Source organism: Streptomyces sp. NPDC012827 (assembly GCF_042900905.1).
GTDB lineage: Bacteria > Actinomycetota > Actinomycetes > Streptomycetales > Streptomycetaceae > Streptomyces > Streptomyces gulbargensis.
This window is the reverse complement of sequence record NZ_JBIBBY010000005.1, coordinates 367,743-390,724: the sequence shown is the minus strand read 5'-3', so window position 1 is coordinate 390,724 and position 22,982 is coordinate 367,743. Positions and strand designations below refer to the sequence as shown.

Here is a 22,982-nt window from a genome sequence, read left to right as displayed (position 1 = left end):
TTTGGAGAACCTCTCATGACAGACGCTCTCAAGCGCCTCTCCGACGAAGGCGTCGCGATCTGGCTCGACGACCTCTCGCGCCAGCGGATCACCTCCGGCAACCTGGCCGAGCTCATCGACCAGAACCACGTGGTGGGTGTGACCACCAACCCGTCCATCTTCCAGAAGGCCATCTCCGAGGGCCACGGCTACGACCAGCAGCTGGCCGACCTGGCCGCCCGCCGGGTGACCGTGGAAGAGGCCATCCGCATGATCACGACGGCGGACGTCCGCGACGCCGCCGACATCCTGCGGCCGGTCTTCGACGCCACCGACGGCCAGGACGGCCGGGTCTCCATCGAGGTGGACCCGCGCCTGGCCCACGACACGGCGGCCACCGTCGCCGAGGCGAAGCAGCTGGCCTGGCTGGTGGACCGCCCCAACACCCTGATCAAGATCCCGGCGACGCAGGCGGGTCTGCCGGCGATCACCGAGGTCATCGGCCTCGGCATCAGCGTCAACGTGACGCTGATCTTCTCGCTCGAGCGCTACCGCGCGGTCATGGACGCCTACCTGGCCGGTCTGGAGAAGGCCCGCGAGCGCGGCCTGGACCTCTCCACGATCCACTCGGTGGCCTCCTTCTTCGTCTCCCGCGTGGACACGGAGATCGACAAGCGCCTGGACGGCATCGGCACCGACGAGGCCAAGGCGCTCAAGGGCAAGGCCGCCCTGGCCAACGCCCGCCTGGCCTACGAGGCGTACGAGGAGGTCTTCTCCTCCGAGCGCTGGGCCGCCCTGGACAAGGCGCAGGCCAACAAGCAGCGTCCGCTGTGGGCCTCGACCGGCGTCAAGGACCCCGCGTACAAGGACACCCTGTACGTCGTGGACCTGGTCGCCCCGGGCACGGTCAACACCATGCCCGAGGCCACCCTGGAGGCCACCGCCGACCACGGCGAGGTCACCGGTGACACGATCCGCGGCACGTACGACGCGTCCCGCGAGGTCCTGGAGGCCGTCGCGAAGCTGGGCATCGGCTACGACGAGGTCGTCCAGCTCCTCGAGGACGAGGGCGTCGAGAAGTTCGAGGCGTCCTGGAACGACCTGCTCAAGTCCACCGAGGCGGAGCTGAAGCGCCTCGCACCTTCGGAGGCGTAAGCACCTTGAGCGCTGTCCACGGAGCCAACCCGCTCCGTGACGCCGCAGACCGACGGCTCCCGCGCATCGCGGGGCCGTCGGGTCTGGTGATCTTCGGCGTCACGGGCGATTTGTCCCGTAAGAAGCTGATGCCCGCCGTCTACGACCTGGCCAACCGCGGCCTGCTGCCGCCGGGCTTCTCGCTCATCGGCTTCGCCCGCCGCGAGTGGCAGGACGAGGACTTCGCGCAGGAGGTCTACGAGGCCGTCAAGCAGCACGCGCGCACCCCGTTCCGCGAGGAGGTGTGGCAGCAGCTGATCCAGGGGATGCGTTTCGTCCAGGGCGACTTCGACGACGACAACGCCTTCGACCAGCTCAAGACCACGATCGAGGAGCTGGACAAGGCGCAGGGGACGGGCGGCAACTTCGCCTTCTACCTCTCCGTGCCGCCGAAGTTCTTCCCGCTGGTCGTGCAGCAGCTGAAGAAGCACGGCCTGGCCGACCAGAAGAACGGTTCCTGGCGCCGCGCGGTCATCGAGAAGCCCTTCGGCCACGACCTGGCCTCCGCCAAGGAGCTCAACGAGGTCGTCCACGAGGTCTTCCCGCCCGAGGCGGTCTTCCGCATCGACCACTACCTCGGCAAGGAGACCGTCCAGAACATCCTGGCGCTCCGCTTCGCCAACACCCTCTTCGAGCCGATCTGGAACCGGTCGTACGTCGACCACGTGCAGATCACCATGGCCGAGGACATCGGCATCGGCGGCCGGGCCGGCTACTACGACGGCATCGGCGCCGCCCGCGACGTCATCCAGAACCACCTGCTCCAGCTGCTCGCGCTGACCGCGATGGAGGAGCCCGCCTCCTTCGACGCCGACGCGCTCGCGGCCGAGAAGACCAAGGTCCTCGGCGCGGTGAAGCTGCCGAAGGACCTGGGCAAGAGCACGGTGCGCGGACAGTACGCGGCCGGGTGGCAGGGCGGCGAGAAGGCCGTCGGCTACCTCCAGGAAGAGGGCATCAACCCGGAGTCGAAGACCGACACCTACGCGGCCGTCAAGCTGGAGATCGACAACCGCCGCTGGGCGGGCGTCCCCTTCTACCTGCGGACCGGCAAGCGCCTGGGCCGCCGGGTCACCGAGATCGCGGTCGTCCTCCAGCGCGCCCCGCACTCCCCCTTCGACCACACCGCGACCGAGGAGCTCGGCCGCAACGCCATCGTGATCCGGGTCCAGCCGGACGAGGGCGTCACGGTGCGGTTCGGTTCGAAGGTGCCGGGTACGCAGATGGAGATCCGGGACGTCTCGATGGACTTCGCCTACGGCGAGTCGTTCACGGAGTCCAGCCCGGAGGCGTACGAGCGGCTCATCCTCGACGTCCTGCTCGGCGACTCCAACCTCTTCCCGCGGGTCGAGGAGGTCGAGCTGTCCTGGAAGATCCTCGACCCGATCGAGCAGTTCTGGGACACGCACGGCAAGCCCGCGCAGTACCAGTCCGGGACCTGGGGTCCGGTCGAGGCGGACGAGATGCTCGCACGAGACGGACGGAGCTGGCGCCGGCCATGAAGACCGACCTGACGGACACCACGTCCTCCAAGATCAACAAGGCGCTGGTGCTCGGGCGGCGGGCCATCGGCACCCCGGCCGTCGGCATGGTGCTCACCCTCGTCATCGTCACCGACGAGGAGAACGCCTACGACGCGCTGAAGGCGGCCAACGAGGCGTCCCGCGAGCACCCCTCGCGGACCCTCGTCGTCATCAAGCGGGTCTCGCGCTCGCCGCGGGACCGGGCCAAGACGCGGCTCGACGCCGAGGTCCGCCTCGGCGCCGACGCCAGCACCGGGGAGACGGTGGTCCTCCGGCTGTACGGCGAGGTCGTCGACCACGCCCAGTCGGTGGTCCTTCCGCTGCTCCTGCCCGACGCGCCCGTGGTCGTCTGGTGGCCGGTCAACGCACCGGCCGACCCGGCGAACGACCCGCTGGGCGCGCTCGCCCAGCGCCGGGTCACGGACACCTACGCCGCCGAGCAGCCCATCCAGGAGCTCATAGGCCGGGCCGAGACCTACACCCCGGGCGACACGGACCTGTCGTGGACCCGGATCACCCCGTGGCGCTCGATGCTGGCCGCCGCGCTCGACCAGGTCGCGTGCGAGGTCACCTCGGCCGAGGTCGAGGGCGAGGAGTTCAACCCGAGTGTCGAGCTGCTCGCGATGTGGGTGGCCGAACGGCTGAAGGTGCCGGTACGGCGCTCGAAGTCGGCGGGGCCCGGGCTCACCTCCGTACGGCTGGAGACCAGCGCGGGCCCGATCGTGCTGGACCGGGCGGACGGTTCGCTCGCCACGCTCTCCATCCAGGGCCAGCCCGACCGGGGCGTGGCGCTCAAGCGCCGGGAGACGGCCGAGCTGATCGCGGAGGAGCTGCGCCGGCTCGACCCGGACGACACCTACGCGGCGGCGCTCCGGTTCGGTCTGGAGCGGCTCGACGAGCGGGCGGCGACCACCGCGCCCGAGCCGGCCGCCCCGGCGGAGCCGGCGTCGCGGGACGCGGAGCCCGCCCCCGCCCCGGCGCAGGCCGCCGGGACGGACGGGGCAGCCGGGACGGACGGGGCCGCCGAGCCCGCGCCGAAGGCCGCCGCCAAGAAGGCCCCGGCCAGGAAGGCGGCGGCCAAGTGACCGCCCCCCAGCTGGTCGTGCACCGCGACAAGGAGCTGATGGCCCAGGCCGCCGCGGCCCGGCTCATCACCCGGATCGTGGACGCGCAGGCGACGCGCGGGACGGCCTCGGTCGTGCTGACCGGCGGCCGGAACGGCAACGGCCTGCTCGCGGCGCTCGGTTCGGCGCCCGCCCGGGACGCGATCGACTGGTCGCGGCTCGACCTGTGGTGGGGCGACGAGCGGTTCCTGCCCGAGGGCGACCCCGAGCGGAACGTGACCCAGGCCCGCGAGGCGCTGCTCGACCGGGTGCCGCTGGACCCGAAGCGGGTGCACGCGATGCCCGCCTCGGACGGTCCCCACGGTGACGACGCCGACGCGGCCGCCGCCGCGTACGCGGACGAGCTGGCCGCCGCCGCGGGACCCGACGGCCACGGCGGGGTGCCCTCCTTCGACGTGCTGATGCTGGGCGTCGGGCCGGACACGCACGTGGCCTCGCTCTTTCCGGAGCTCCCGGCGGTACGGGAGACCGAGCGGACGGTGGTCGGGGTGCACGGCGCGCCCAAGCCGCCGCCGACCCGGATCTCCCTGACGCTCCCGGCGATCCGGGCGGCGAAGGAGGTCTGGCTGCTCGCGGCCGGCGAGGACAAGACCGGGGCGGCGGCGCTGGCGCTGTCCGGCGCGGGCGAGGTGCAGGTCCCCGCGGCCGGCGCCCGGGGCCGCTCGCGCACCCTGTGGCTGCTGGACGCGGCGGCCGCCGCGGAGCTGCCGCGGAGCCTGTACCCGCACGCGACGGCCTGATCGCGCGGGTCCCGGAGCGGGACGGAGGCCCGGTTCACCCGAGGGTGGGCCGGGCCTCCGTCGTGTCCGGGTGCCGCGGGCCGTCCGGGGCCCGGCGGGCGTCCGGGCCGTGCGCGGGCTCCAGGAAGGGCGTGAGCAGCCCTGGTACGGCCTTGGCGGCGAAGGCGAGCCCCTGACCCACCCCGGCGTCCGCGACGGTGTACGCACCCGCGCCGGCGGCCGTGGTCGCGGTCACCGTCAGGAGGCCCGCGCGGCGCTGGACGTACGACTGTCTGACGGTCCATCCGATGACGCCGGAGCGGCGGAGGGCGACGGTCGACCGGCGGACCGTGCCCGAACGGGCAATCAGGTAGGGCCCGCTGACGGCGTGTCCGAGGGAGCGGTAGGCGTCGCGGGCCAGGAGCACGCCGAGCGGGGCGAGGACGACGGTGCCGCCGACCGCCACGTACAGCAGGACCGGGGTGAGGAGGGCGCCGAGGACGGCGAGGACCGCGGCCGGGAGGAGGACGGCGGCGAGCGCCCACCGCAGCCGGCGGGTCCGCGCGGCCCGGGGGTGGGCGGCCAGCGGCGCGGACGTCGGCGGTTCGGGCTCGCGCAGCACCTGGGCGGCGACCCGGTCGGCCGTACGGCGCTCCGCGGCCGGCAGCAGGTTCTTGAGGTCGCCGTGCCGGTCGCCGTCGTTCTCCACCAGGCCGGTGGCGACGGCGTCCACCCGGGCGGCCCCGCAGAGGCGCACGCCGAGCGGTTCGACCAGTTCGACGCCGCGCAGCCGGCACTCCTCGATCGAGACCGAGCGGGTGGTGAGGAGCCCCCTGCGGACCCGCAGGGTGCCACCGGGCTCGCGCTCCAGGCGGTAGTTGCCCCACATCTCGGCCCACAGGCCGAGGGCGCCGAGGGCCCCGGCGAAGGTGGCGACGAGGACGAGGGCGAGGACCGTCCAGGGCAGCGAGACGTCCCGGAAGCGGTCCCCTATCCAGTGGATGACCTCGCCCTGGGCCCCGAACCACTCGCTGACCTGGAGGACGGCGCCCGCGGCGGCGCCGCCGAGGGCGGGGGCGACGAAGGAGACGGGGGCGTAGCGGATCCAGCGCGGGTCGAGGACGGCGAGGGCGCCGTCGTGGAGCGGGTCGCCGGGTGCGGCGGCGGGCCGGACGAGGAGCTCCCGGCGGAGCCGCTCCCCCTCGGCGCGGGCGACGAGCTCGAGTTCGAGGGTGGACTCGCCGCCGCCGGTGCTCTCCCCCGTGCCGATGCGGACCTTGACGAGTCCGAGGACCCGCTGGAGGGGGTTGGCGGTGAGGTCGACGCTGCGGATCCGCTCCCGGGCGAGCGAGCGGCGTGTGAGCAGCAGGAGACCGGTGCGCAGGTCGACCCGTTCGGGGCCGGCCCGGTAGCGGGTGCGGCGCAGGCGGACGAGGTCGGCGGCCGTGCCGCCGAGGACGAGGAGGAGGGCGCCGGTGACCACCCAGACGACGGCGTGGCCCAGCGGCGTCCCGGCGATGCCGACCGCGAGGGGCAGGCCGGCGCCGGTGGCGACCCCGCAGAGCACGGCCGCGGTGACGGCCGGCGTGCGCGGGTCGAGCCGCCGCCACTCCCCCGGCTCCCCCGGCCCCTGCGGCCCCTGCGCGTCCGGGCCGGGGGCGCCGTCCCCGCTCATGTGGCGTCCCCGGGGGTGGCCTGGGTGAGGGAGGTCAGCCGCTCGCCGAGCGCGGCGGCCAGCTCGTGGTCGAGGCCCTCGATCCGCAGGGCCCCCTTGGAGGAGGCCGTGGTCACCGTGACGGTGCCGAGCCGGAACAGCTGCTCCAGCGGCCCGCGTACGGTGTCGACGGTCTGGATCCGGGAGAGCGGGGCGATCCGCCACTCCTGCCACAGGGCTCCGGTGCGGACGTAGACCGCCTCGTCGGTGACCTCCCAGCGGTGCACCCGGAACCACCAGAGGGGGAGGAACGCGGTACCGGCGAGCCCCGCCGCCGCCACGAGGGCGGCGGCCGGCAGCCAGGCCCTGGCGGGCCCGACGAGGGCGCCGAGGAGGACGAGGACCGCCGCCGGGGCGGCGGTGGCCACCAGGCAGCGGGTGCGCCACCAGGCGACGGCCCGCCGGTCGACGGCGTTCCTCGGCGGCCGGAGCCGTACCGCGTCCTCCCCCGTCACCGGATCAGCTCCGGCCGCGCAGCGCGCGGTAGGCGGCGACCAGTCCGGCGGTGGAGCTGTCGAGCTCCGCGCCGCCGGTGCCCTCGGTCAGCACGGGCTCGATCCGCTTGGCGAGGACCTTGCCGAGCTCGACGCCCCACTGGTCGAAGGAGTCGATGTCCCAGATGGCGCCCTGGACGAACACCTTGTGCTCGTAGAGCGCGACCAGCTGGCCGAGGACGGACGGGGTGAGCGCGTCGGCGAGGATGGTGGTGGTGGGGTGGTCGCCGCGGAAGGTCTTGTGCGCGACGAGCTCCTCCGGGACGCCCTCGGCCCGTACCTCCTCGGGGGTCTTCCCGAAGGCCAGCGCCTGCGTCTGGGCGAAGAAGTTGGCCATCAGCAGGTCGTGCTGGGCGACCAGGCCCGGCGCGAGGCCGTCCACGGGACGGGCGAAGCCGATGAAGTCGGCGGGGACGAACAGGGTGCCCTGGTGGATCAGCTGGTAGTAGGCGTGCTGGCCGTTGGTGCCGGGGGTGCCCCAGACGACGGGACCGGTCTGCCAGTCGACCGGGCGGCCCTGGCGGTCCACCGACTTGCCGTTGGACTCCATGTCGAGCTGCTGGAGGTAGGCGGTGAACTTCGACAGGTAGTGGGAGTACGGCAGGACGGCGTGCGACTGGGCGCCGAAGAAGCCGCCGTACCAGACGCCGAGGAGGCCGAGGAGCAGCGGCGCGTTCTCCTCGGGCGGCGCGGTGCGGAAGTGCTCGTCGACGAGGTGGAAGCCGTCGAGCATCTCGCGGAAGCGCTCCGGGCCGATGGCGATCATCAGGGAGAGGCCGATGGCCGAGTCGTACGAGTAGCGGCCGCCGACCCAGTCCCAGAACTCGAACATGTTGGTGGTGTCGATGCCGAACTCCTCGACCTTGCCCGCGTTGGTCGAGAGGGCCACGAAGTGCCGCGCCACGGCGTCCTGTCCGGCCCCGAGACCGGACAGGAGCCACTCGCGGGCGGAGGTGGCGTTGGTGATCGTCTCGATGGTGGTGAAGGTCTTCGAGGCGACGATGAAGAGGGTCTCGGCCGGGTCGAGGCCCACCAGGGCCTCGTGGAGGTCGGCGCCGTCGACGTTGGAGACGAAACGGAACGTCAGGTCGCGCCGGGTGTAGGAGCGCAGGACCTCGTAGGCCATGGCGGGGCCGAGGTCGGAGCCGCCGATGCCGATGTTGACGATGTTCTTGACGGGCTTTCCGGTGTGCCCGGTCCACTCGCCCGCGCGGACCTTGTCGGCGAAGGCCGCCATCTTGTCGAGGACGGCGTGGACGCGGGGGACCACGTTCTCCCCGTCGACCTCGACGACGGCGTCGCGCGGAGCGCGCAGCGCCGTGTGGAGGACCGCCCGGTCCTCGGTGGTGTTGATCTTCTCGCCGCGGAACATGGCGTCGCGGAGCCCGGCCACGCCGGTGGCGGCGGCCAGTTCGCGCAGCAGGGTCAGCGTCTCGTCGGTGACGAGGTGCTTGGAGTAGTCCAGGTGGAGGTCACCGACGCGCAGCGTGTAGTCGGTGCCGCGCGTCGGGTCGGCGGCGAACAGCTCCCGCAGCCGGGTGCCTTCCAGCTGCTCCCGGTGCTTGGCGAGGGCCGCCCACTCGGGCAGCTGGTTGAGCCTCGTACGGCCTGTGCTGGTCATCTCGGACATCGCCCACTTCTTCTCGTGCTTTTCTGCCCCGCTGCCCTTCAACCTAATTGATCAGAGGGCGCAGCGAGAGGACGGCGAGCGCGAACAGCGCCGCCGCGAGGAAGGCGGGTGCGTGCGGTCCCGCGCCGGCGGCCACGGCGCCGCCGAGGACGGCCCCCAGGGGCGTGCCCGCGACGGCGAGGGTGCGGAAGGCCGCGGCGACACGGCCGAGCATCCCCTCCGGGGCCCGCTCCTGCACGAGGGTCGTCTGGTGCACGTTCCACACCGTCCCCATGAGACCGAACACCGCCAGGGCCGCGATCGTTACCGCGAGGGCGGGGACGGCGCCCAGGAGGACGAGGCAGCCCGTCTGCGCGAGGCAGGCGAGGAGGACCGCCCGTATGCGGCCGGTCCGTTCGGCCAGGCGCCGGGCGGCGAAACCGCCGGCGACGGCGCCGGCCGCGTAGGCGGTGACGGACGCCGCGTACCCTGCCTCCCCGGCTCCCAGTCCGTCGGTGACGTGGACGACGAGGGTGGCGATGAGCGCGCCCACGCCGATGTTGCAGAGGGTGGTGGCGGCGCAGAGCCGGCGCAGGTCGCGGTCGGCGCGGAGCGCGGCGATGCCCTCGGCCGTCTCGGCGCGCAGTGTGGTGCCGGCCGGGCGGGGCGGCCGCTCGGGGGCCGGGACGCGCAGGGAGGCGACGAGGAGGGCGGCGAGGACGTAGGTGGCGGCGTCGGCGGCGTACGGCACGGCGGGCCCCGCGAGGAGCAGGAGCGGGACGAGGGGCGCGGCGAGCAGTCCTCCGGCGAGCTGCTGGCCGGTCATGAGCCGGGCGTTGGCCCCGGCCAGGGTCCCGGCGGGCACGAGGGCGGGCAGCAGGGCCGTGGCCGCGTTGTCGAAGAGGGTCTGGAGGGTGGTGAGGGCGAAGGTGACGGCGAGGAGCAGGGCGAGGCTCGCGTGGCCGAGGGCGACGGCGGCGGCGAAACCGGCCATGAGCGCGGCGCGCGCGAGGTCGACGGCCCACATGGCGCGCCGCTGGTCGACCCGGTCGGCGACGGCCCCGCCGAGGAGACCGAAGAAGAACCAGGGCAGGAAGCCGCAGGCGGTGACGGAGGCGATGAGGAGCGGGTCGTCGGTGAGGGAGGCGGCGAGCAGGGGCAGCGCGGCGGTGCGCAGCGAGTCCCCGAAGCGGGAGACGACGGCGGCCGTCCAGAGCCGGCCGAAGCCGCCCCGCCAGGCGGGCGCGGCCCCGCCGCCCGCCGTCCGCGTCGTCCGGGCCGTCCGTGCCCCCGTCATGCGTCCCCCTCTGTCGGCCTGGCCGACTTCCGGTTCCGACGGTAGGGGACGCCACTGACAACGGCTCAGGGAACGGCGAAGGGCCTTGCCGGCGAACGCTGTTCGCGGGCAAGGCCCTTCGGCCGTCGGTTCGTCACACCACGCCGGGAGCGCTCAGATCTCGCCCCGGAGTTTGGCGAGCGCCTCCGCGAGGATCGCCTCGCCGTCGGCGTCGCTGCGCCGCTCGCGGACGTACGCGAGGTGCGTCTTGTAGGGCTCGGTGCGCGGGGGGTCCGGCGGGTTGTCCCGGTCCTGTCCGGCCGGGAACCCGCACCGCGGGCAGTCCCAGGTCTCGGGGACCGCCGCGTCACTGGCGAAGCTCGGCTGGGTCTCGTGCCCGTTCGAGCACCAGAAGGAGATGCGGAGACGCGGTGCCGACTCGCCCCGCTCGGCCTCGCCCATCGGCCCCGCTCCGACCCGGCTCCCCCGGATCGCGTTGCCACTTGCCACGGTCGTAACTCCCTGCGTGATGGTGCTCGAAGATGCCCCAGTCTACGTAAGGCCCAACGCGCGTCCAGTGTTCGGAGTTACCCGTCCAACTTCATCAGCAGACCAAGTACGACAATGCAGGCGAACCACAGCAGACCGACCACGATCGTGATGCGGTCGAGGTTGCGCTCGGCGACCGAGGAGCCACCGACGGACGACTGCATGCCGCCACCGAACATGTCGGAGAGGCCGCCGCCCTTTCCCTTGTGCATCAGCACGAGCAGCATCAGCAGCGCGCTGAAGACGATCAGGGCGATCGAGAACCCCATAACCACGGCTGGACCAACTTCCTCGGACTTATACGGACGGGGGCCGGGCACCTGCCCGGCCCCCGCAAGGGTACGACGGATCGCCGCTACCGCATACTCACCGGTCGCGTCACTGGTCGCGGAAGCGCACGATCCTGACGAACTCCTCGGCGTCGAGCGCCGCGCCGCCGACGAGGGCGCCGTCGACGTCGGGCTGCGCCATGATCGCGGCGACGTTGCCGGCCTTGACGGAGCCGCCGTACTGGATGCGGACCTTGTCGGCCAGCTCCTGGGAGTACAGCTCCGCGAGGCGGCCGCGGACGGCCCCGCAGACCTCCTGCGCGTCCTCGGGGGTGGCGACCTCGCCGGTGCCGATGGCCCACACCGGCTCGTAGGCGATCACGATCGACTCGGCCTGCTCGGCCGGGACGTCCTTCAGACCGCCGTCGACCTGGGCGAGCGTGTGCTCGACCTGGCGGCCGGCCTTGCGGACGTCCAGGCCCTCGCCGACGCAGAGGATCGGGGTCAGGCCGTGCTTGTAGGCGGCCTTCACCTTGGCGTTGCAGACCTCGTCGGTCTCGGCGTGGTACTGGCGGCGCTCGGAGTGGCCGACGGCCACGTAGGAGCACTTCAGCTTGGACAGCATCGCGCCCGAGATCTCGCCGGTGTAGGCACCGGAGTCGTGCGCCGAGACGTCCTGGGCGCCGTACTTGATCTTGAGCTTGTCGCCGTCGACCAGGGTCTGGACGGACCGCAGGTCGGTGAAGGGAACCAGGACCGCGACCTCACAGGCGTCGTGGTCCTTGTCGGTCAGCGCGAAGGCGAGCTTCTGGACGTGGGCGATGGCCTCGAGGTGGTTGAGGTTCATCTTCCAGTTGCCCGCCATCAGCGGGGTGCGCGTGCTCATCAGGGGGTCAGTCCTCCAGTGCGGCGAGGCCGGGAAGCGTCTTGCCCTCGAGGTATTCGAGGGAGGCGCCGCCGCCGGTCGAAATGTGGCCGAATGCCTTCTCGTCGAAGCCCAGGGTGCGGACGGCCGCGGCGGAGTCGCCGCCGCCGACCACGGTGAACGCCGGGGAGTCGGCGAGCGCCTGGGCGACGGCCTTGGTGCCCTCGGCGTAGTCGGGGTGCTCGAAGACGCCCATGGGACCGTTCCAGAAGACGGTGGCCGCGTCGGCGAGCTTCGAGGCGTAGAGCTTACGGGTCTGAGGACCGATGTCCAGGCCCTCCTCCGTCGCGGGGATGGCGTCCGCGGCGACGGTGGTCGGGTTGGCCGGGGCCTTGGTCTTCAGGTCGGGGAACTCGGCCGAGACCAGCACGTCGACGGGGAGGACGAACTCCACGCCGCGCTGCTCGGCGCGCGCCAGGTAGTCCCGGACGGCCGGGATCTGGTCCTCCTGGAGCAGGGAGATGCCCACCTCGTGGCCCTGGGCCTTGAGGAAGGTGTAGGCCATGCCGCCGCCGATGAGGATGCGGTCGGCCTTCTCCAGGAGGTGGTCGATGACCCCGAGCTTGTCGGAGACCTTGGCACCGCCGAGGACGACCACGTACGGCCGCTGCACGTCCTCGGTGAGCTTCTTCAGGACGCCGACCTCGGTGGCGATGAGGTAACCGGCGGCGTGCGGGAGGCGCGCCGGGAGGTCGTAGACCGAGGCGTGCTTGCGGTGCACCGCGCCGAAGCCGTCGCCGACGTAGAGGTCGGCGAGGGCGGCCAGCTCGTCGGCGAAGGCGCCGCGCTCGGCGTCGTCCTTCGAGGTCTCACCGGCGTTGAAGCGCAGGTTCTCGATGACGGCCACCCGGCCGTCGGTGAGGCCGGCGACGGTGGCCTTGGCGGACTCGCCGACGGTGTCGGTCGCGAAGGCGACGTCGGCGCCGAGCAGCTCGCCGAGGCGCGCGGCGGCCGGCGCGAGGGAGAACGCCGGGTCCGGGGCGCCCTTGGGGCGGCCCAGGTGCGAGGCGACCACGACGCGGGCGCCGGCCTCGGCCAGCGCCTTGACCGTGGGCACGACGGCGCGGATGCGGCCGTCGTCGGTGATGGTGGTGCCGTCGAGCGGCACGTTGAGGTCGGCGCGGACGAACACCCGCTTGCCGGAGACGCCTTCGGCGAGAAGCTCGTCGATCGTCTTCATCTGTTCACAGACTCCTTGGTACGCGGTGGAGCACACGAGACAGGGCTCGCACAGCGCGGCGTTGCGCTGCCCGAGCCCTGCTCACATCGAAAGCCTGCCCTGAACCCTAGAGCTTAGAGCCGGCCGCCGACGAAGACGGTGAGGTCGACGAGACGGTTGGAGTAGCCCCACTCGTTGTCGTACCAGCCGAGGATCTTGACCGAGGTGCCCTCCTGGACCATCGTCAGGGAGGCGTCGAAGGTGCAGGACGCCGGGTCGCTGACGATGTCCGAGGAGACGATCGGGTCCTCGGTGTAGAAGAGGATGCCCTTGAGCGGGCCGTCCTCGGCCGCCTTCTTGAAAGCGGCGTTGACCTCGTCCTTGGTGACCTCGCGGTCGAGGGTGACGACCAGGTCGGTGGCGGATCCGGTCGGGACCGGGACGCGCATGGCGATGCCGTCCAGCTTGCCCTTGAGCTGCGGGAGGACCAGGGCGGTGGCCTTGGCGGCGCCCGTCGTGGTCGGGATGATGTTCTCCGCGGCGGCGCGGGCGCGGCGCAGGTCCTTGTGCGGGAAGTCCAGGATGCGCTGGTCGTTGGTGTACGCGTGGACCGTGGTCATCAGGCCCTTGACGATGCCGAAGTTCTCGTCGAGGACCTTGGCCATCGGCGCGACACAGTTGGTGGTGCAGGACGCGTTGGAGATGACGTCGTGGTTCGCCGGGTCGTACTTGTCCTGGTTGACGCCCATGACGATGGTGATGTCCTCGTCCTTGGCCGGAGCCGAGATGAGGACCTTCTTGGCGCCGCCGGCGAGGTGCTTGGCGGCGTCCTCGCGCTTGGTGAAGATGCCGGTCGACTCGATGACGATGTCGACGCCCAGCTCGCCCCAGGGGATGTCGGCGGGGTTGCGCTCGGACAGGACCTTGATGGTGTGGCCGTCGACCGTGATGGTGTCGGCGGTGTGGGTGACCTCCGCCTTGAGGCGGCCCAGGATGGTGTCGTACTTCAGCAGGTGGGCCGTGGTCGCGGTGTCACCCAGGTCGTTGACGGCCACGACCTCGATGTCAGCACCCTGCTCAAGGAGCGCTCGGAAATAGTTCCGGCCGATGCGGCCAAAGCCGTTGATGCCTACGCGGATCGTCACGAACCGATCTCCTCGTTAGGAACGCCGGTGCACTCGGCGCCGGCGAGAATTTTTGTTTTTTTGGGATGTCCCCGACCGCTTACGACCCTACCTCTCCGGGAGCCGCCGGGTGACATCGAGCGCGTTCCGGCGAGCCCGGAACGTGAGGAAGGGGGGCCCGCGGCCCGTACCTACCGGCGGGTACGAGCCGTCTTGGGACCTTTGTCCCGACTACTCTCCGTCAGCGCCGGAGAGCCGTGAGGGCCCGGCCGAGGAGCCGTCCGCGCTCCCCCGGGTCCGCCACGTGTTCGAGCCCGAAGCCGAGCAGGACGGTGTCGTGGGTGGTGACCGCGGCATGCGAGCGGAACAGGGCCGGTGAACGCTTCCAGTCCGAGGCGTTGCCGGGGCTGCCCGCCGGGGCTCCCGGGACGGACCACGCGCCGAGCGAGGTCTCGAAGCCCTCGGCCTCGGTCGCGGCACCGGTGACCAGGCGGACGTCGTCCACGAAGGCGCCGGTCCCGCCGGCGCTCAGGTCGGAGACGTACGAGAAGGACAGCTCGACCTTCTCGCCGGCCCAGGCGCTCAGGTCGACGGAGGCCTGCCGCCAGCCGTTGGAGGGGCCGGTGAAGGCGTGCCAGGCACCGGAGGTGCCGGTGGCCGCGCAGTCGCCGGCACCGACGGTGAGGTAGTGGGAGAGGAAGGGGTGGCCGCGCACGTAATAACCCTCGCCGCAGTCGGCCGGGGGCTCGGCGGAGGTCCCGCCGTTGCGGTCGGGCAGGGTCGTCCAGTCCTCCCGGCCGGCGGTGCGGGCCTCGACCACCAGGTGGTCGTAGCCGGGCTCGGTGTCGTGGCTGATCCGGAAGTCCAGGCGCGGCGCGGCCGCCGCCGCGACCCCGGTCAGGTCGACGGTCCTGGTGAGCCGGGCCCAGGTGTCGTCGGCGTGGGTGAGTGCCGCGAAGGAGGTGCCCTCGGCGGGCTCGAAGGGGGTACGGACGCCGGGGTAGCCGCCGGCGGCGGCGCTGCTCGCGAACTGCGGGAAGGTCCTCGGGTCGAGGGTGTCGGAGGTGACCGTGTACGCCCCGGCGTCGTCCGGCGGATTGTCCCCGGCGGGGCCGAGGGCCGCTCCGGCGCCGCCGAGGCGGCCGCTGCCGGCGAAGGAGGCCGGGCCGTTCAGGCCGGCCCGGTGGTGGGCGCCGAGGTAGTACTGGGCGAAGTCGTCGGTCTCGGCGCGGCCGACCCGGGTGGGCCCGCCGGACTTCTCACCGGCGTTGACCAGCTTGCCGCCCTCGTTGAGATAGGCGCGGACGGCGAGCTGGACGGGGCCGGAGGGGCGCTCGGCGCCGGTGTACCAGACGACGGTGCGGAAGTGGGACAGGACGCCGAGGGCGTGCGGGGTGCCCTGGGTGGCGACGTCCCAGACGGCGGCGCGGCGGCCGGTGGCGGCGAGCGCCTTCACGTACGTGCCGGCGTGCCGTGCGGCGGTGGTGCCGCCCTCCTCGGCGAGGACGAGGACGTCACCGCGGGGCCGCTCGGCGACGGTGTACGTGAACGGCGCGGAGGCGGTCGCCCGTCCCCGGTCCGTGCGGGCGGTGAACCGCACCTCGACGGTGTCTCCGGGCCGGGCACCGCGCACCGCGGCCCGGTACTGGTCGAAGTACAGGTTGTCCTCGCCGCCGAAGGTCTCGCCGCCCTCCCAGGCCTCCAGCGGGACGCTGCGGGCGCGTCCGCCGTTGATCCGGTACGTGAGGGTCTTGCCGCGCAGGCTCTTGCGCGCGGTGACCGCGACCTCCTGGTCCCCGCCGCCCGCGTAGGAGGTGGTGAAGGTGTCGGGGGTGAAGTCGGGGGCCTCGGCGCCGACCGGGGAGACCGGCCGGTCGGGGCGGGCCGCGGACTCGGCGACGGCCAGCGCGAAGGGGACGTTCTTGGCGAACTCGGCCTGGATCAGCTTCTCGTCGTCGGGGAAGGTGAAGGCGGAGGCGCAGTCGGCCGGTTCCCAGGCGTCGTTCGGGTCGGCCCGGGAGGCGGTGGCGCAGGTCGACATCTCCGGGGTGAACATCTGCATGCCGTTGACGTTGGCGGCGTGGCCGTCCGCCTCGCCGTTGGTGATGTACAGCTCGGAGGAGACCTGGGGCCGGTAGCCGGGCACGGCCGAGTTCTGCGGGGTGCCCGCGAGCGCCTTGAGGGCGGTGTCGTCGGGCGTGTCGGTGGCGACCTGCCAGCCGACGCCGTACAGCAGGAGCTGCGCGGCGGAGTGGTAGTTGATGCCGTACGAGAAGCCGATGCGTTTCTGGAAGGCGTCGAGGGCGCGGGTCTCGGGCTCCGACATGGGGCCGGGGCCGCGGTAGGTCTCGTCGGCCGGGTCGGGGGACGAACCCTCGTTGTCGTATCCCCACTTGTAGGCGAAGTTGCGGTTGAGGTCGACGCCGTCGCCCGGGGCGATCCGGCCGTCGCCGTCGTTGTCGCGGAGGTTCTTGCGCCACAGCCGGTTGGCCGGGTCGGCGTGGGTGAAGTCGTAGCCGTCCGGGTTGGCGGAGAGGACGAACCACAGTTCGGTGGAGTCGACGACGCGGGTGATCCGCGGGTCCCGGCCGTAGTGGTCGAGGTAGTGGTGGAGCAGCCGCCGGGTCATCTCGGGCGTGATCCACTCGCGGGCGTGCTGGTTGGAGAGGTAGAGCGTGGCGGGCCGTGAGCCGTCCTTGACGCGCGGGGCGCCCTTGGTGACCTTGACGGCGAGGATGTCCTGGCCTTTGACGGTCCGGCCGAGGGAGACGACCTTGGTGAGGTCGGGACGGGCGCGGGCGGTGTCCAGGATCTCCTGCTTGAGGCCGCCGGGTCCGCCGTAGGGGCGGAAGACGCCGTCCCTGGCGGCGGCGGCGCGCCGCTCGGCCCCGGCGGGCGGGGTGTGCTCGGTGAGCGCGACGCCCCGGGCGCGCAGCTGCCCGGCCTGGTCGCCGGTGAGGTGGAGCTCGAGGGTGGCGGTGCCCCGGTCGGGCACCTGCTCGGTCAGTTCGTGGGCGTCGGCCCCGGCCTCCAGGAGCAGGGGCACCTGCTCCCGGGTGACCTCGGCGCGCCAGACGGAGAGGGTGTCGCCGCCCTCCGGGTCCTTCGGCTGTGCTCCGGCGGCGGGTGCCACCGTCACTCCGGCGATCAGCAGTGAAGCCGCGGCGAGGATGGATCTCGCTCTGCGTCTCATGAGCCCCCCTTGCTGTGGTCCGTCACGAAGGTGAACGGACGCCAGGCTTCTGGGGACCCGGAGTGGTGTCAAGGGTGCCTCGCGGGCCGTTCACACGACTGCCGGTGCCCGGAGAAGGGCACCGGCAGGGTGGACCGGAGGGTTCCGTACGGTCAGCCGACGAGGCTGTCGTCCAGCTCCTCGGTGAGGTTGGACTCGGTCCCGGGGATGCCGAGATCCTGGGCCCGCTTGTCGGCCATGGCGAGCAGCCGGCGGATGCGGCCGGCGACGGCGTCCTTGGTCAGCGGCGGGTCGGCGAGGGCGCCCAGCTCCTCCAGGGAGGCCTGCTTGTGCTCCATGCGGAGCCGGCCGGCGGCGGCGAGGTGCTCGGGCACCTCCTCGCCGAGGATCTCCAGGGCGCGCTGCACCCGGGCCCCGGCGGCGACCGCGGCGCGGGCCGAGCGGCGCAGGTTGGCGTCGTCGAAGTTGGCCAGCCGGTTGGCGGTGGCGCGGACCTCGCGCCGCATCCGCCGCTCCTCCCAGGCGAGCACCGACTCGTGCGCGCCGAGCCGGGTCAGCAGGGCGCCGATGGCGTCGCCGTCACGGACGACGACCCGGTCCACGCCCCGTACCTCACGGGCCTTGGCGGCGATGGAGAGCCGGCGGGCCGCGCCGACCAGGGCGAGGGCGGCCTCGGGGCCGGGGCAGGTGACCTCCAGGGAGGAGGACCGGCCGGGCTCGGTGAGCGAGCCGTGGGCCAGGAAGGCACCGCGCCAGGCGGCCTCGGCGTCGCAGGTGGCCCCGGAGACGACCTGCGGGGGCAGGCCGCGGATGGGGCGGCCGCGGCCGTCGACCAGGCCGGTCTGGCGGGCCAGCTGGTCGCCGCCTGCCACCACCCGTACGACGAAGCGGGAGCCGCGGCGCAGTCCGCCGGGAGCCATCACGATCAGCTCCGAGCTGTGGCCGAAGATCTCCATGATGTCCCGCTTGAGCCGGCGGGCGGCCATGGCCGTGTCCAGCTCCGCCTCGATCACGATGCGCCCGCTCACCAGGTGCAGCCCGCCCGCGAACCGCAGGATCGACGAGACCTCTGCCTTCCTGCAGCAGGTCCGGGTGACGGGGAGCCGGGAGATCTCGTCCTTCACCGCTGCCGTCATCGCCATGGGCCGATCCTTCCATGCATCCGAAAAATACGGTCGTACGCGGCGGCCAACCGCTCCGGGTCGTGCTTCGGAGCACCGTCGGCCCTGGCCACCGGCGCCAGCTCGACCGCGGCGCCGAGCCGCTTGGCGGCGTCGACCAGGGGTTCCCTCGCTGACACGTCGGGCACGGCGGCCTCGTCGGCCAGCACCACGTCCAGGGCGAGTTTAGGGGCGTGTCGTCCCAAAACCTCCAAATGACGCTGCGGGGAGAAGCCCTCGGTTTCTCCGGGTTGCGGCGCCAGGTTGAGGGAGAGCACCTTCCGGGCCTTCGTCTCGACCAGCGCGTCGAGCAGTTCGGGCACCAGGAGATGGGGGATCACCGAGGAGAACCACGAGCCGGGACCGAGGACCACCCAGTCGGCGTCCAGGACGGCGGCGACGGCCTCGGGGACGGCGGGCGGGTCGTGCGGGACCAGGTGCACGGACTGCACCTCGCCGGGGGTGAGCGCCACCGTCGCCTGGCCCCGGACCACGTCGACGTCGTCCGGGCGGGCCGGGTCGTGGCCCCGTACCAGGGCCTGGAGCTCCAGGGGGACGGCGGACATCGGCAGCACCCGGCCCTGGGCGCCGAGCAGGCGTCCCACCAGGTCGAGGGCCTGCACGGGGTCGCCTCCGAGCTGCTCCCAGAGGGCGACGATCAGCAGGTTGCCGACGGCGTGGCCGCCCATCTCGCCCTTGGAGCGGAAGCGGTGCTGGATGACCCGGGCCCAGGTCTGGCCCCAGTCGTCGTCGCCGCAGAGCGCGGCGAGCGCCTTGCGCAGGTCGCCCGGGGGCAGAACGCCCAGCTCCTGGCGGAGCCGGCCGCTGGAGCCGCCGTCGTCGGCGACGGTGACGACGGCGGTGAGGTCGCCGGTGATCCGGCGCAGCGCGGCGAGGGAGGCCGACAGGCCCATGCCGCCGCCCAGCGCGACGACCTTGGGCTGGGCCCCGCGCCTGAGCGTACGCCGCACCGTGAGGGTGGACGTGCGCCGACGGTACGGCTTCACTCGCGCCCCATGTCCCGGTGCACGACGACGGTCTCGACCCCTTCGGCGGCGAGGCGGGCGGCGAGGCGCTCGGCGGTGGCCACGGAGCGGTGCTTGCCGCCCGTGCAGCCGACGGCGACGGTCACGTACCGCTTGCCCTCGCGGCGGTAGCCGGCGGCGATCAGCTGGAGCAGCTCGGTGTAGCGGTCCAGGAACTCCTTGGCGCCGGGCTGGTTGTAGACGTAGTTCGCGACCTCCTCGTTGAGGCCGGTGAAGGGCCGCAGCTCGGGGACCCAGTGGGGGTTGGGCAGGAAGCGCATGTCGACCACGAGGTCGGCGTCGACCGGCAGGCCGTACTTGAAGCCGAAGGACATGACGGTGGCCCGCAGCTCCGGCTCCTCGTCGCCGGCGAACTGGGCGTCCATCTTGGCGCGCAGCTCGTGCACGTTGAGGCTGGAGGTGTCGATCACCAGGTCGGCGTCGCCGCGCAGCTCGCGCAGCAGGTCGCGCTCGGCGGCGATGCCGTCGGTGATGCGGCCGTCGCCCTGGAGGGGGTGCGGCCTGCGGACGGACTCGAAGCGCCGGACGAGGGCCTCGTCGGAGGACTCCAGGAAGACGATCCGGCGGGTGACCTGCTTGGCGTCCAGGTCGGCGAGGGACTCGCGGAGGTTGTCGAAGAACTGCCGGCCGCGGACGTCGACGACGACGGCGATGCGGGCGACGTTGCCCTGGGAGCGGGCGCCGAGCTCCACCATGGTGGGGATCAGCGCGGGCGGCAGGTTGTCCACGACGAACCAGCCGAGGTCCTCCAGGCACTTGGCCGCGGTGGACCGGCCCGCCCCGGACATGCCGGAGATGATCACCAGCTCGGGGATGGCCGCCTCGGCGCCGTTGTCGCCGGGGATCTCCTTCGTGCCCGTACTCACGTGTCCTGCTCCGTCTTCTCGGTCGTGCCCGCCGTGCGTGGGGTGCTGCTCGTCGTGCTCGGTCATGCGGAGGTGCCCCCGTCGTCTTCCATGATCTCTCCTGTCGCCGTGTTCACGGCGGGTGCGGCCGGGGCCGTCCGGGCGAGGGCCACGACGACCGCCTCCGCGGTCTTCCTGCCCATGCCGGGGACCGCGCAGATCTGCTCGATTGTCGCCTGCCGGAGCCGCTTCACCGAGCCGAAATGCTTGATCAGGGCCTGTTTCCGGGTGGCACCGAGGCCGGGGACGTCGTCGAGGGGGCTGGTCCGGATGCGTTTGGTCCGCTTGGACCGCTGGTAGCGGATGGCGAAGTCGTGAGCAGTGTCACGCACGCGCTGCAGGAGGTAGAGGCCCTCGCTGGAGCGGGGCAGCACCACCGGGTCGTCCTCACCGGGGAGCCACACCTCCTCCAGGCGCTTGGCGAGGCCGCAGACGGCCACGTCGTCGATGCCGAGCTCGTCCATGGCCCGCCGGGCGGCGGCGACCTGCGGCTGCCCGCCGTCGACCACCACGAGCTGCGGCGGGTACGCGAAGCGCTTGGGGCGGCCGTCGTCCTCGCGGCCCTCGGGGGCGGCCGGGACCTCCCCGTCCACCGGGAGGTCCCACTCACCGGTCCGCTCCTTCTCGGCGAGGTAGCGCTTGAAGCGGCGGCCGATCACCTCGTACATGGACCGGACGTCGTCCTGTCCCTCGAAGCCCTTGATCTGGAAGCGGCGGTACTCGCTCTTGCGGGGCAGGCCGTCCTCGAAGACGACCATGGACGCCACCACGTCCTCGCCCTGGAGGTGGGAGACGTCGAAGCACTCGATCCTGAGCGGGGCGGAGTCCAGGCCCAGGGCGTCGGCGATCTCCTCCAGGGCCCGCGAGCGGGTGGTGAGGTCGCTGGCGCGCTTCGTCTTGTGCAGGACGAGGGCCTGCTGCGCGTTGCGGGCGACCGTCTCCATCAGGGCCTTCTTGTCGCCGCGCTGCGGCACGCGCAGCGAGACGCCGGAGCCCCGGCGGCCGGCGAGCCAGGCGGAGAGCGCCTCGGCGTCGTCGGGGAGCGCGGGGACCAGGACCTCCTTGGGGACCGCGTCGCCGCTCTCCTCGCCGTACAGCTGCTGGAGCGCGTGCTCGACGAGCCCGGCCGTGTCGACGGCCTCGACCTTGTCGGTGACCCAGCCGCGCTGGCCGCGGACGCGGCCGCCGCGGACGTGGAAGATCTGGACGGCGGCCTCCAGCTCGTCCTCGGCGAGGGCGATGAGGTCGGCGTCGGTGGCGTCGGCGAGGACGACCGCGTTCTTCTCCATGGCCCGGCGCAGGGCCTGCAGGTCGTCGCGGAGCCGGGCGGCCCTCTCGTACTCCATGTCGTCGGCCGCCGCCGTCATCATCTTCTCCAGGCGGCGCAGGTACGTGCCCGTGCGGCCGGCCATGAAGTCGCAGAACTCCTCGGCAAGTTCGCGGTGCTCCCCGGGGGAGACCCGGCCGACGCAGGGCGCCGAGCACTTGCCGATGTAGCCGAGGAGGCAGGGGCGCCCGGCCGAGGCCGCGTTGCGGAAGACGCCGGCCGAGCAGGTGCGGACGGGGAAGACGCGGAGCATCAGGTCGACGGTCTCGCGGATGGCCCAGGCGTGCGCGTACGGCCCGAAGTAGCGCACGCCCTTCTTCTTGTGGCCGCGCATGACCTGGACGCGGGGGAACTCCTCGTTCAGCGTGACCGCGAGGTAGGGGTAGGACTTGTCGTCCCGGTACTTGACGTTGAACCGGGGGTCGAACTCCTTGATCCAGGAGTACTCCAGCTGCAGCGCCTCGACCTCGGTGGAGACCACGGTCCACTCCACGGAGGCGGCCGTGGTGACCATCGTGGCCGTCCGCGGGTGCAGGCTCGCGAGCGGCTGGAAGTAGTTCGCGAGGCGCTGGCGCAGGGACTTCGCCTTGCCGACGTAGATCACCCGGCGGTGCTCGTCACGGAACTTGTAGACCCCCGGCGAGTCGGGGATCTGACCCGGCTTGGGGCGGTAGCTGGAGGGGTCTGCCATGGTCCCCACCCTACTGGCGGCCACCGACAGTCCGGCCTCCGCCGGGAGTGCCCCGGGCGGGGGCCGGGGGCACGGTCCGGGCCCGGGGGTGGGGGCCCCGGGCCCGGAGTGCGGGGCGGACCGCCCGCCGTCCGCTCAGCCCTCCGCGCGGGCGCGGCGGCGCAGCGCCGCCGCGGCCGTCAGGGCGAGCGCGAGGACCGCTCCCGCCCCGGCGGCCGCGGAGGCGGCGGGGACGCCACCGGACCCGGTGTGCTCGGCGGCCGTGGCCGGGGCCGGGGCGTCCGCCGCCGGGGCCGTACCGGCCGCGTAGCCGCCCGCCGCGCCCTTCCGCGCGTAGGCCGAGCCGGGGAGCTTGTCGCCGTACGCGCGCACCACCCGGTCCCGGTAGGCGGTGAGGCTGGTCCCGGTGCTGCCGACGGCCCGGGTCGCGTCCTCGTCCAGCGGGAGCACCTTCGTGCCCTTCTGGACGTACCAGGCGTCGATCTGCGGCTCGCGGAAGACGAGGCCGCCGGGGAGCAGGCGCCCGCCGCGCTCCGCGTACCGGATCTCGTCGTCACCGGTGGCGATGTTCACCACCTGCCAGCCGTCCGCGCCCCGCACCGTCCACAGGGCGGCCTTCCGGCCGTCGGCGGCGACGGCGCGGCTCGCCCGGTACTCCTCGCGCGCCACCGCCGCCCCGGGCCGTCCGGCGACGAAGTCCGGGGAGAGGATCCGCACCGGGACGGAGGCGCCGTCGATCCGGGGCGCCGCGGCGGCGGCCGCGGACGCGGCGGCCGCCGGGGCCGCGTCGCGGGCGAAGAACCGGGCGAGGGTGCCGAGGGTGGCGGGCGCGGCGGCGGCCGCCTCGGGCGTCGGGGCGGACGGCGGGGCGCCGGCGGAGGCGGGCGGGGCGCCGGCGGAGGCGGGCGGGGCGCCCAGGGCGACCAGCGCGGCGGCGGCCACGAGGCCCGTGGCCCCGGCCCGGACGGTGAGCGCGGTGGTCGTCGTGCGCGTCGTTCTCTTCAT

19 protein-coding genes are annotated in these 22,982 nt (G+C 73.1%); 4 read left to right on the top strand and 15 right to left on the bottom strand.

Annotated features, from left to right (window positions below):
- Positions 1-15 precede the first annotated feature (15 nt).
- From tal to pgl, 4 genes are read left to right on the top strand one after another with little or no spacing between them, the layout of a single operon-like run.
- The gene (gene tal / locus ACFY60_RS14050) at positions 16-1,134 is read left to right on the top strand and encodes a transaldolase (RefSeq protein ID WP_388611537.1); all 1,119 of its coding nucleotides are present in this window, start codon (positions 16-18) and stop codon (positions 1,132-1,134) included.
- A gap of 5 nt (positions 1,135-1,139) precedes the next feature.
- A complete protein-coding gene (gene zwf, locus ACFY60_RS14045) occupies positions 1,140-2,672 on the top strand; it encodes a glucose-6-phosphate dehydrogenase (protein ID WP_388611535.1) in 1,533 nt (510 codons plus the stop codon).
- Positions 2,669-3,778: a glucose-6-phosphate dehydrogenase assembly protein OpcA gene (gene opcA, locus ACFY60_RS14040; protein ID WP_388611533.1), complete on the top strand. Its 1,110-nt coding sequence runs from the start codon at positions 2,669-2,671 to the stop codon at positions 3,776-3,778. The genes zwf and opcA overlap by 4 nt, the downstream gene beginning before the upstream one ends.
- Positions 3,775-4,557, top strand: coding sequence for a 6-phosphogluconolactonase (pgl, locus tag ACFY60_RS14035; RefSeq protein ID WP_388611531.1), 783 nt, complete (start codon positions 3,775-3,777; stop codon positions 4,555-4,557). The genes opcA and pgl overlap by 4 nt, the downstream gene beginning before the upstream one ends.
- A 34-nt stretch (positions 4,558-4,591) precedes the next feature.
- Here the strand turns inward: pgl and ACFY60_RS14030 are convergent, their stop codons facing one another.
- The 15 genes from ACFY60_RS14030 to ACFY60_RS13960 all read right to left on the bottom strand — a co-directional run bounded on the left by ACFY60_RS14030 (position 4,592) and on the right by ACFY60_RS13960 (position 22,982).
- A complete protein-coding gene (locus ACFY60_RS14030; RefSeq protein WP_388611529.1) occupies positions 4,592-6,211 on the bottom strand; it encodes a PH domain-containing protein in 1,620 nt (539 codons plus the stop codon).
- On the bottom strand, positions 6,208-6,705 hold the full coding sequence (locus ACFY60_RS14025) for a PH domain-containing protein (protein ID WP_388611527.1): 498 nt from the start codon (positions 6,703-6,705) through the stop codon (positions 6,208-6,210). The genes ACFY60_RS14030 and ACFY60_RS14025 overlap by 4 nt, the downstream gene beginning before the upstream one ends.
- Before the next feature lie 4 nt (positions 6,706-6,709).
- Positions 6,710-8,374 (bottom strand): glucose-6-phosphate isomerase, encoded by a 1,665-nt coding sequence (gene pgi / locus ACFY60_RS14020; protein WP_388611525.1) that lies wholly within the window; start codon positions 8,372-8,374, stop codon positions 6,710-6,712.
- Between the two features lie 43 nt (positions 8,375-8,417).
- Complete coding sequence (locus ACFY60_RS14015) at positions 8,418-9,650, bottom strand: MFS transporter (protein ID WP_388611523.1); 1,233 nt, start codon at positions 9,648-9,650, stop codon at positions 8,418-8,420.
- Positions 9,651-9,803: 153 nt separating this feature from the next.
- On the bottom strand, positions 9,804-10,139 hold the full coding sequence (locus ACFY60_RS14010) for an RNA polymerase-binding protein RbpA (RefSeq protein ID WP_309055485.1): 336 nt from the start codon (positions 10,137-10,139) through the stop codon (positions 9,804-9,806).
- Positions 10,140-10,216: 77 nt separating this feature from the next.
- On the bottom strand, positions 10,217-10,447 hold the full coding sequence (secG, locus tag ACFY60_RS14005; RefSeq protein ID WP_309055488.1) for a preprotein translocase subunit SecG: 231 nt from the start codon (positions 10,445-10,447) through the stop codon (positions 10,217-10,219).
- Positions 10,448-10,556: 109 nt separating this feature from the next.
- The gene (gene tpiA, locus ACFY60_RS14000) at positions 10,557-11,333 is read right to left on the bottom strand and encodes a triose-phosphate isomerase (protein ID WP_388611521.1); all 777 of its coding nucleotides are present in this window, start codon (positions 11,331-11,333) and stop codon (positions 10,557-10,559) included.
- A gap of 7 nt (positions 11,334-11,340) precedes the next feature.
- Positions 11,341-12,552 carry a phosphoglycerate kinase gene (locus tag ACFY60_RS13995; protein WP_388611519.1) on the bottom strand — a complete coding sequence of 404 codons (1,212 nt, stop codon included), beginning with the start codon at positions 12,550-12,552 and terminating at the stop codon, positions 11,341-11,343.
- Between the two features lie 113 nt (positions 12,553-12,665).
- Entirely contained in the window at positions 12,666-13,676 is a 1,011-nt protein-coding gene (gene gap, locus ACFY60_RS13990) for a type I glyceraldehyde-3-phosphate dehydrogenase (protein WP_388611517.1), read from the bottom strand.
- A gap of 220 nt (positions 13,677-13,896) precedes the next feature.
- The gene (locus ACFY60_RS13985; protein WP_388611515.1) at positions 13,897-16,848 is read right to left on the bottom strand and encodes a M14 family zinc carboxypeptidase; all 2,952 of its coding nucleotides are present in this window, start codon (positions 16,846-16,848) and stop codon (positions 13,897-13,899) included.
- Positions 16,849-17,000: 152 nt separating this feature from the next.
- Positions 17,001-17,990 carry a DNA-binding protein WhiA gene (gene whiA / locus ACFY60_RS13980; RefSeq protein WP_030205996.1) on the bottom strand — a complete coding sequence of 330 codons (990 nt, stop codon included), beginning with the start codon at positions 17,988-17,990 and terminating at the stop codon, positions 17,001-17,003.
- Complete coding sequence (yvcK, locus tag ACFY60_RS13975) at positions 17,981-19,015, bottom strand: uridine diphosphate-N-acetylglucosamine-binding protein YvcK (protein WP_388611513.1); 1,035 nt, start codon at positions 19,013-19,015, stop codon at positions 17,981-17,983. Before yvcK ends, whiA begins: the two co-directional genes overlap by 10 nt.
- On the bottom strand, positions 19,012-19,986 hold the full coding sequence (gene rapZ / locus ACFY60_RS13970) for an RNase adapter RapZ (RefSeq protein ID WP_388611511.1): 975 nt from the start codon (positions 19,984-19,986) through the stop codon (positions 19,012-19,014). The genes yvcK and rapZ overlap by 4 nt, the downstream gene beginning before the upstream one ends.
- Positions 19,983-21,977 (bottom strand): excinuclease ABC subunit UvrC, encoded by a 1,995-nt coding sequence (gene uvrC, locus ACFY60_RS13965; protein ID WP_388611509.1) that lies wholly within the window; start codon positions 21,975-21,977, stop codon positions 19,983-19,985. The genes rapZ and uvrC overlap by 4 nt, the downstream gene beginning before the upstream one ends.
- 135 nt (positions 21,978-22,112) lie before the next feature.
- Positions 22,113-22,982 (bottom strand): hypothetical protein, encoded by an 870-nt coding sequence (locus ACFY60_RS13960; RefSeq protein WP_388611507.1) that lies wholly within the window; start codon positions 22,980-22,982, stop codon positions 22,113-22,115.

What these genes read in the sequence shown, in the direction of transcription:
- tal (WP_388611537.1), top strand. Translation starts at nt 16, where the DNA reads ATGACAGACGCTCTCAAGCGCCTCTCCGACGAAGGCGTCGCGATCTGG.
- opcA (WP_388611533.1), top strand. Translation starts at nt 2,669, where the DNA reads ATGAAGACCGACCTGACGGACACCACGTCCTCCAAGATCAACAAGGCG.
- ACFY60_RS14030 (WP_388611529.1), bottom strand. Translation starts at nt 6,211, where the DNA reads ATGAGCGGGGACGGCGCCCCCGGCCCGGACGCGCAGGGGCCGCAGGGG.
- pgi (WP_388611525.1), bottom strand. Translation starts at nt 8,374, where the DNA reads ATGTCCGAGATGACCAGCACAGGCCGTACGAGGCTCAACCAGCTGCCC.
- ACFY60_RS14015 (WP_388611523.1), bottom strand. Translation starts at nt 9,650, where the DNA reads ATGACGGGGGCACGGACGGCCCGGACGACGCGGACGGCGGGCGGCGGG.
- secG (WP_309055488.1), bottom strand. Translation starts at nt 10,447, where the DNA reads ATGGGGTTCTCGATCGCCCTGATCGTCTTCAGCGCGCTGCTGATGCTG.
- tpiA (WP_388611521.1), bottom strand. Translation starts at nt 11,333, where the DNA reads ATGAGCACGCGCACCCCGCTGATGGCGGGCAACTGGAAGATGAACCTC.
- ACFY60_RS13995 (WP_388611519.1), bottom strand. Translation starts at nt 12,552, where the DNA reads ATGAAGACGATCGACGAGCTTCTCGCCGAAGGCGTCTCCGGCAAGCGG.
- ACFY60_RS13985 (WP_388611515.1), bottom strand. Translation starts at nt 16,848, where the DNA reads ATGAGACGCAGAGCGAGATCCATCCTCGCCGCGGCTTCACTGCTGATC.
- whiA (WP_030205996.1), bottom strand. Translation starts at nt 17,990, where the DNA reads ATGGCGATGACGGCAGCGGTGAAGGACGAGATCTCCCGGCTCCCCGTC.
- rapZ (WP_388611511.1), bottom strand. Translation starts at nt 19,986, where the DNA reads ATGACCGAGCACGACGAGCAGCACCCCACGCACGGCGGGCACGACCGA.
- uvrC (WP_388611509.1), bottom strand. Translation starts at nt 21,977, where the DNA reads ATGGCAGACCCCTCCAGCTACCGCCCCAAGCCGGGTCAGATCCCCGAC.
- ACFY60_RS13960 (WP_388611507.1), bottom strand. Translation starts at nt 22,982, where the DNA reads ATGAAGAGAACGACGCGCACGACGACCACCGCGCTCACCGTCCGGGCC.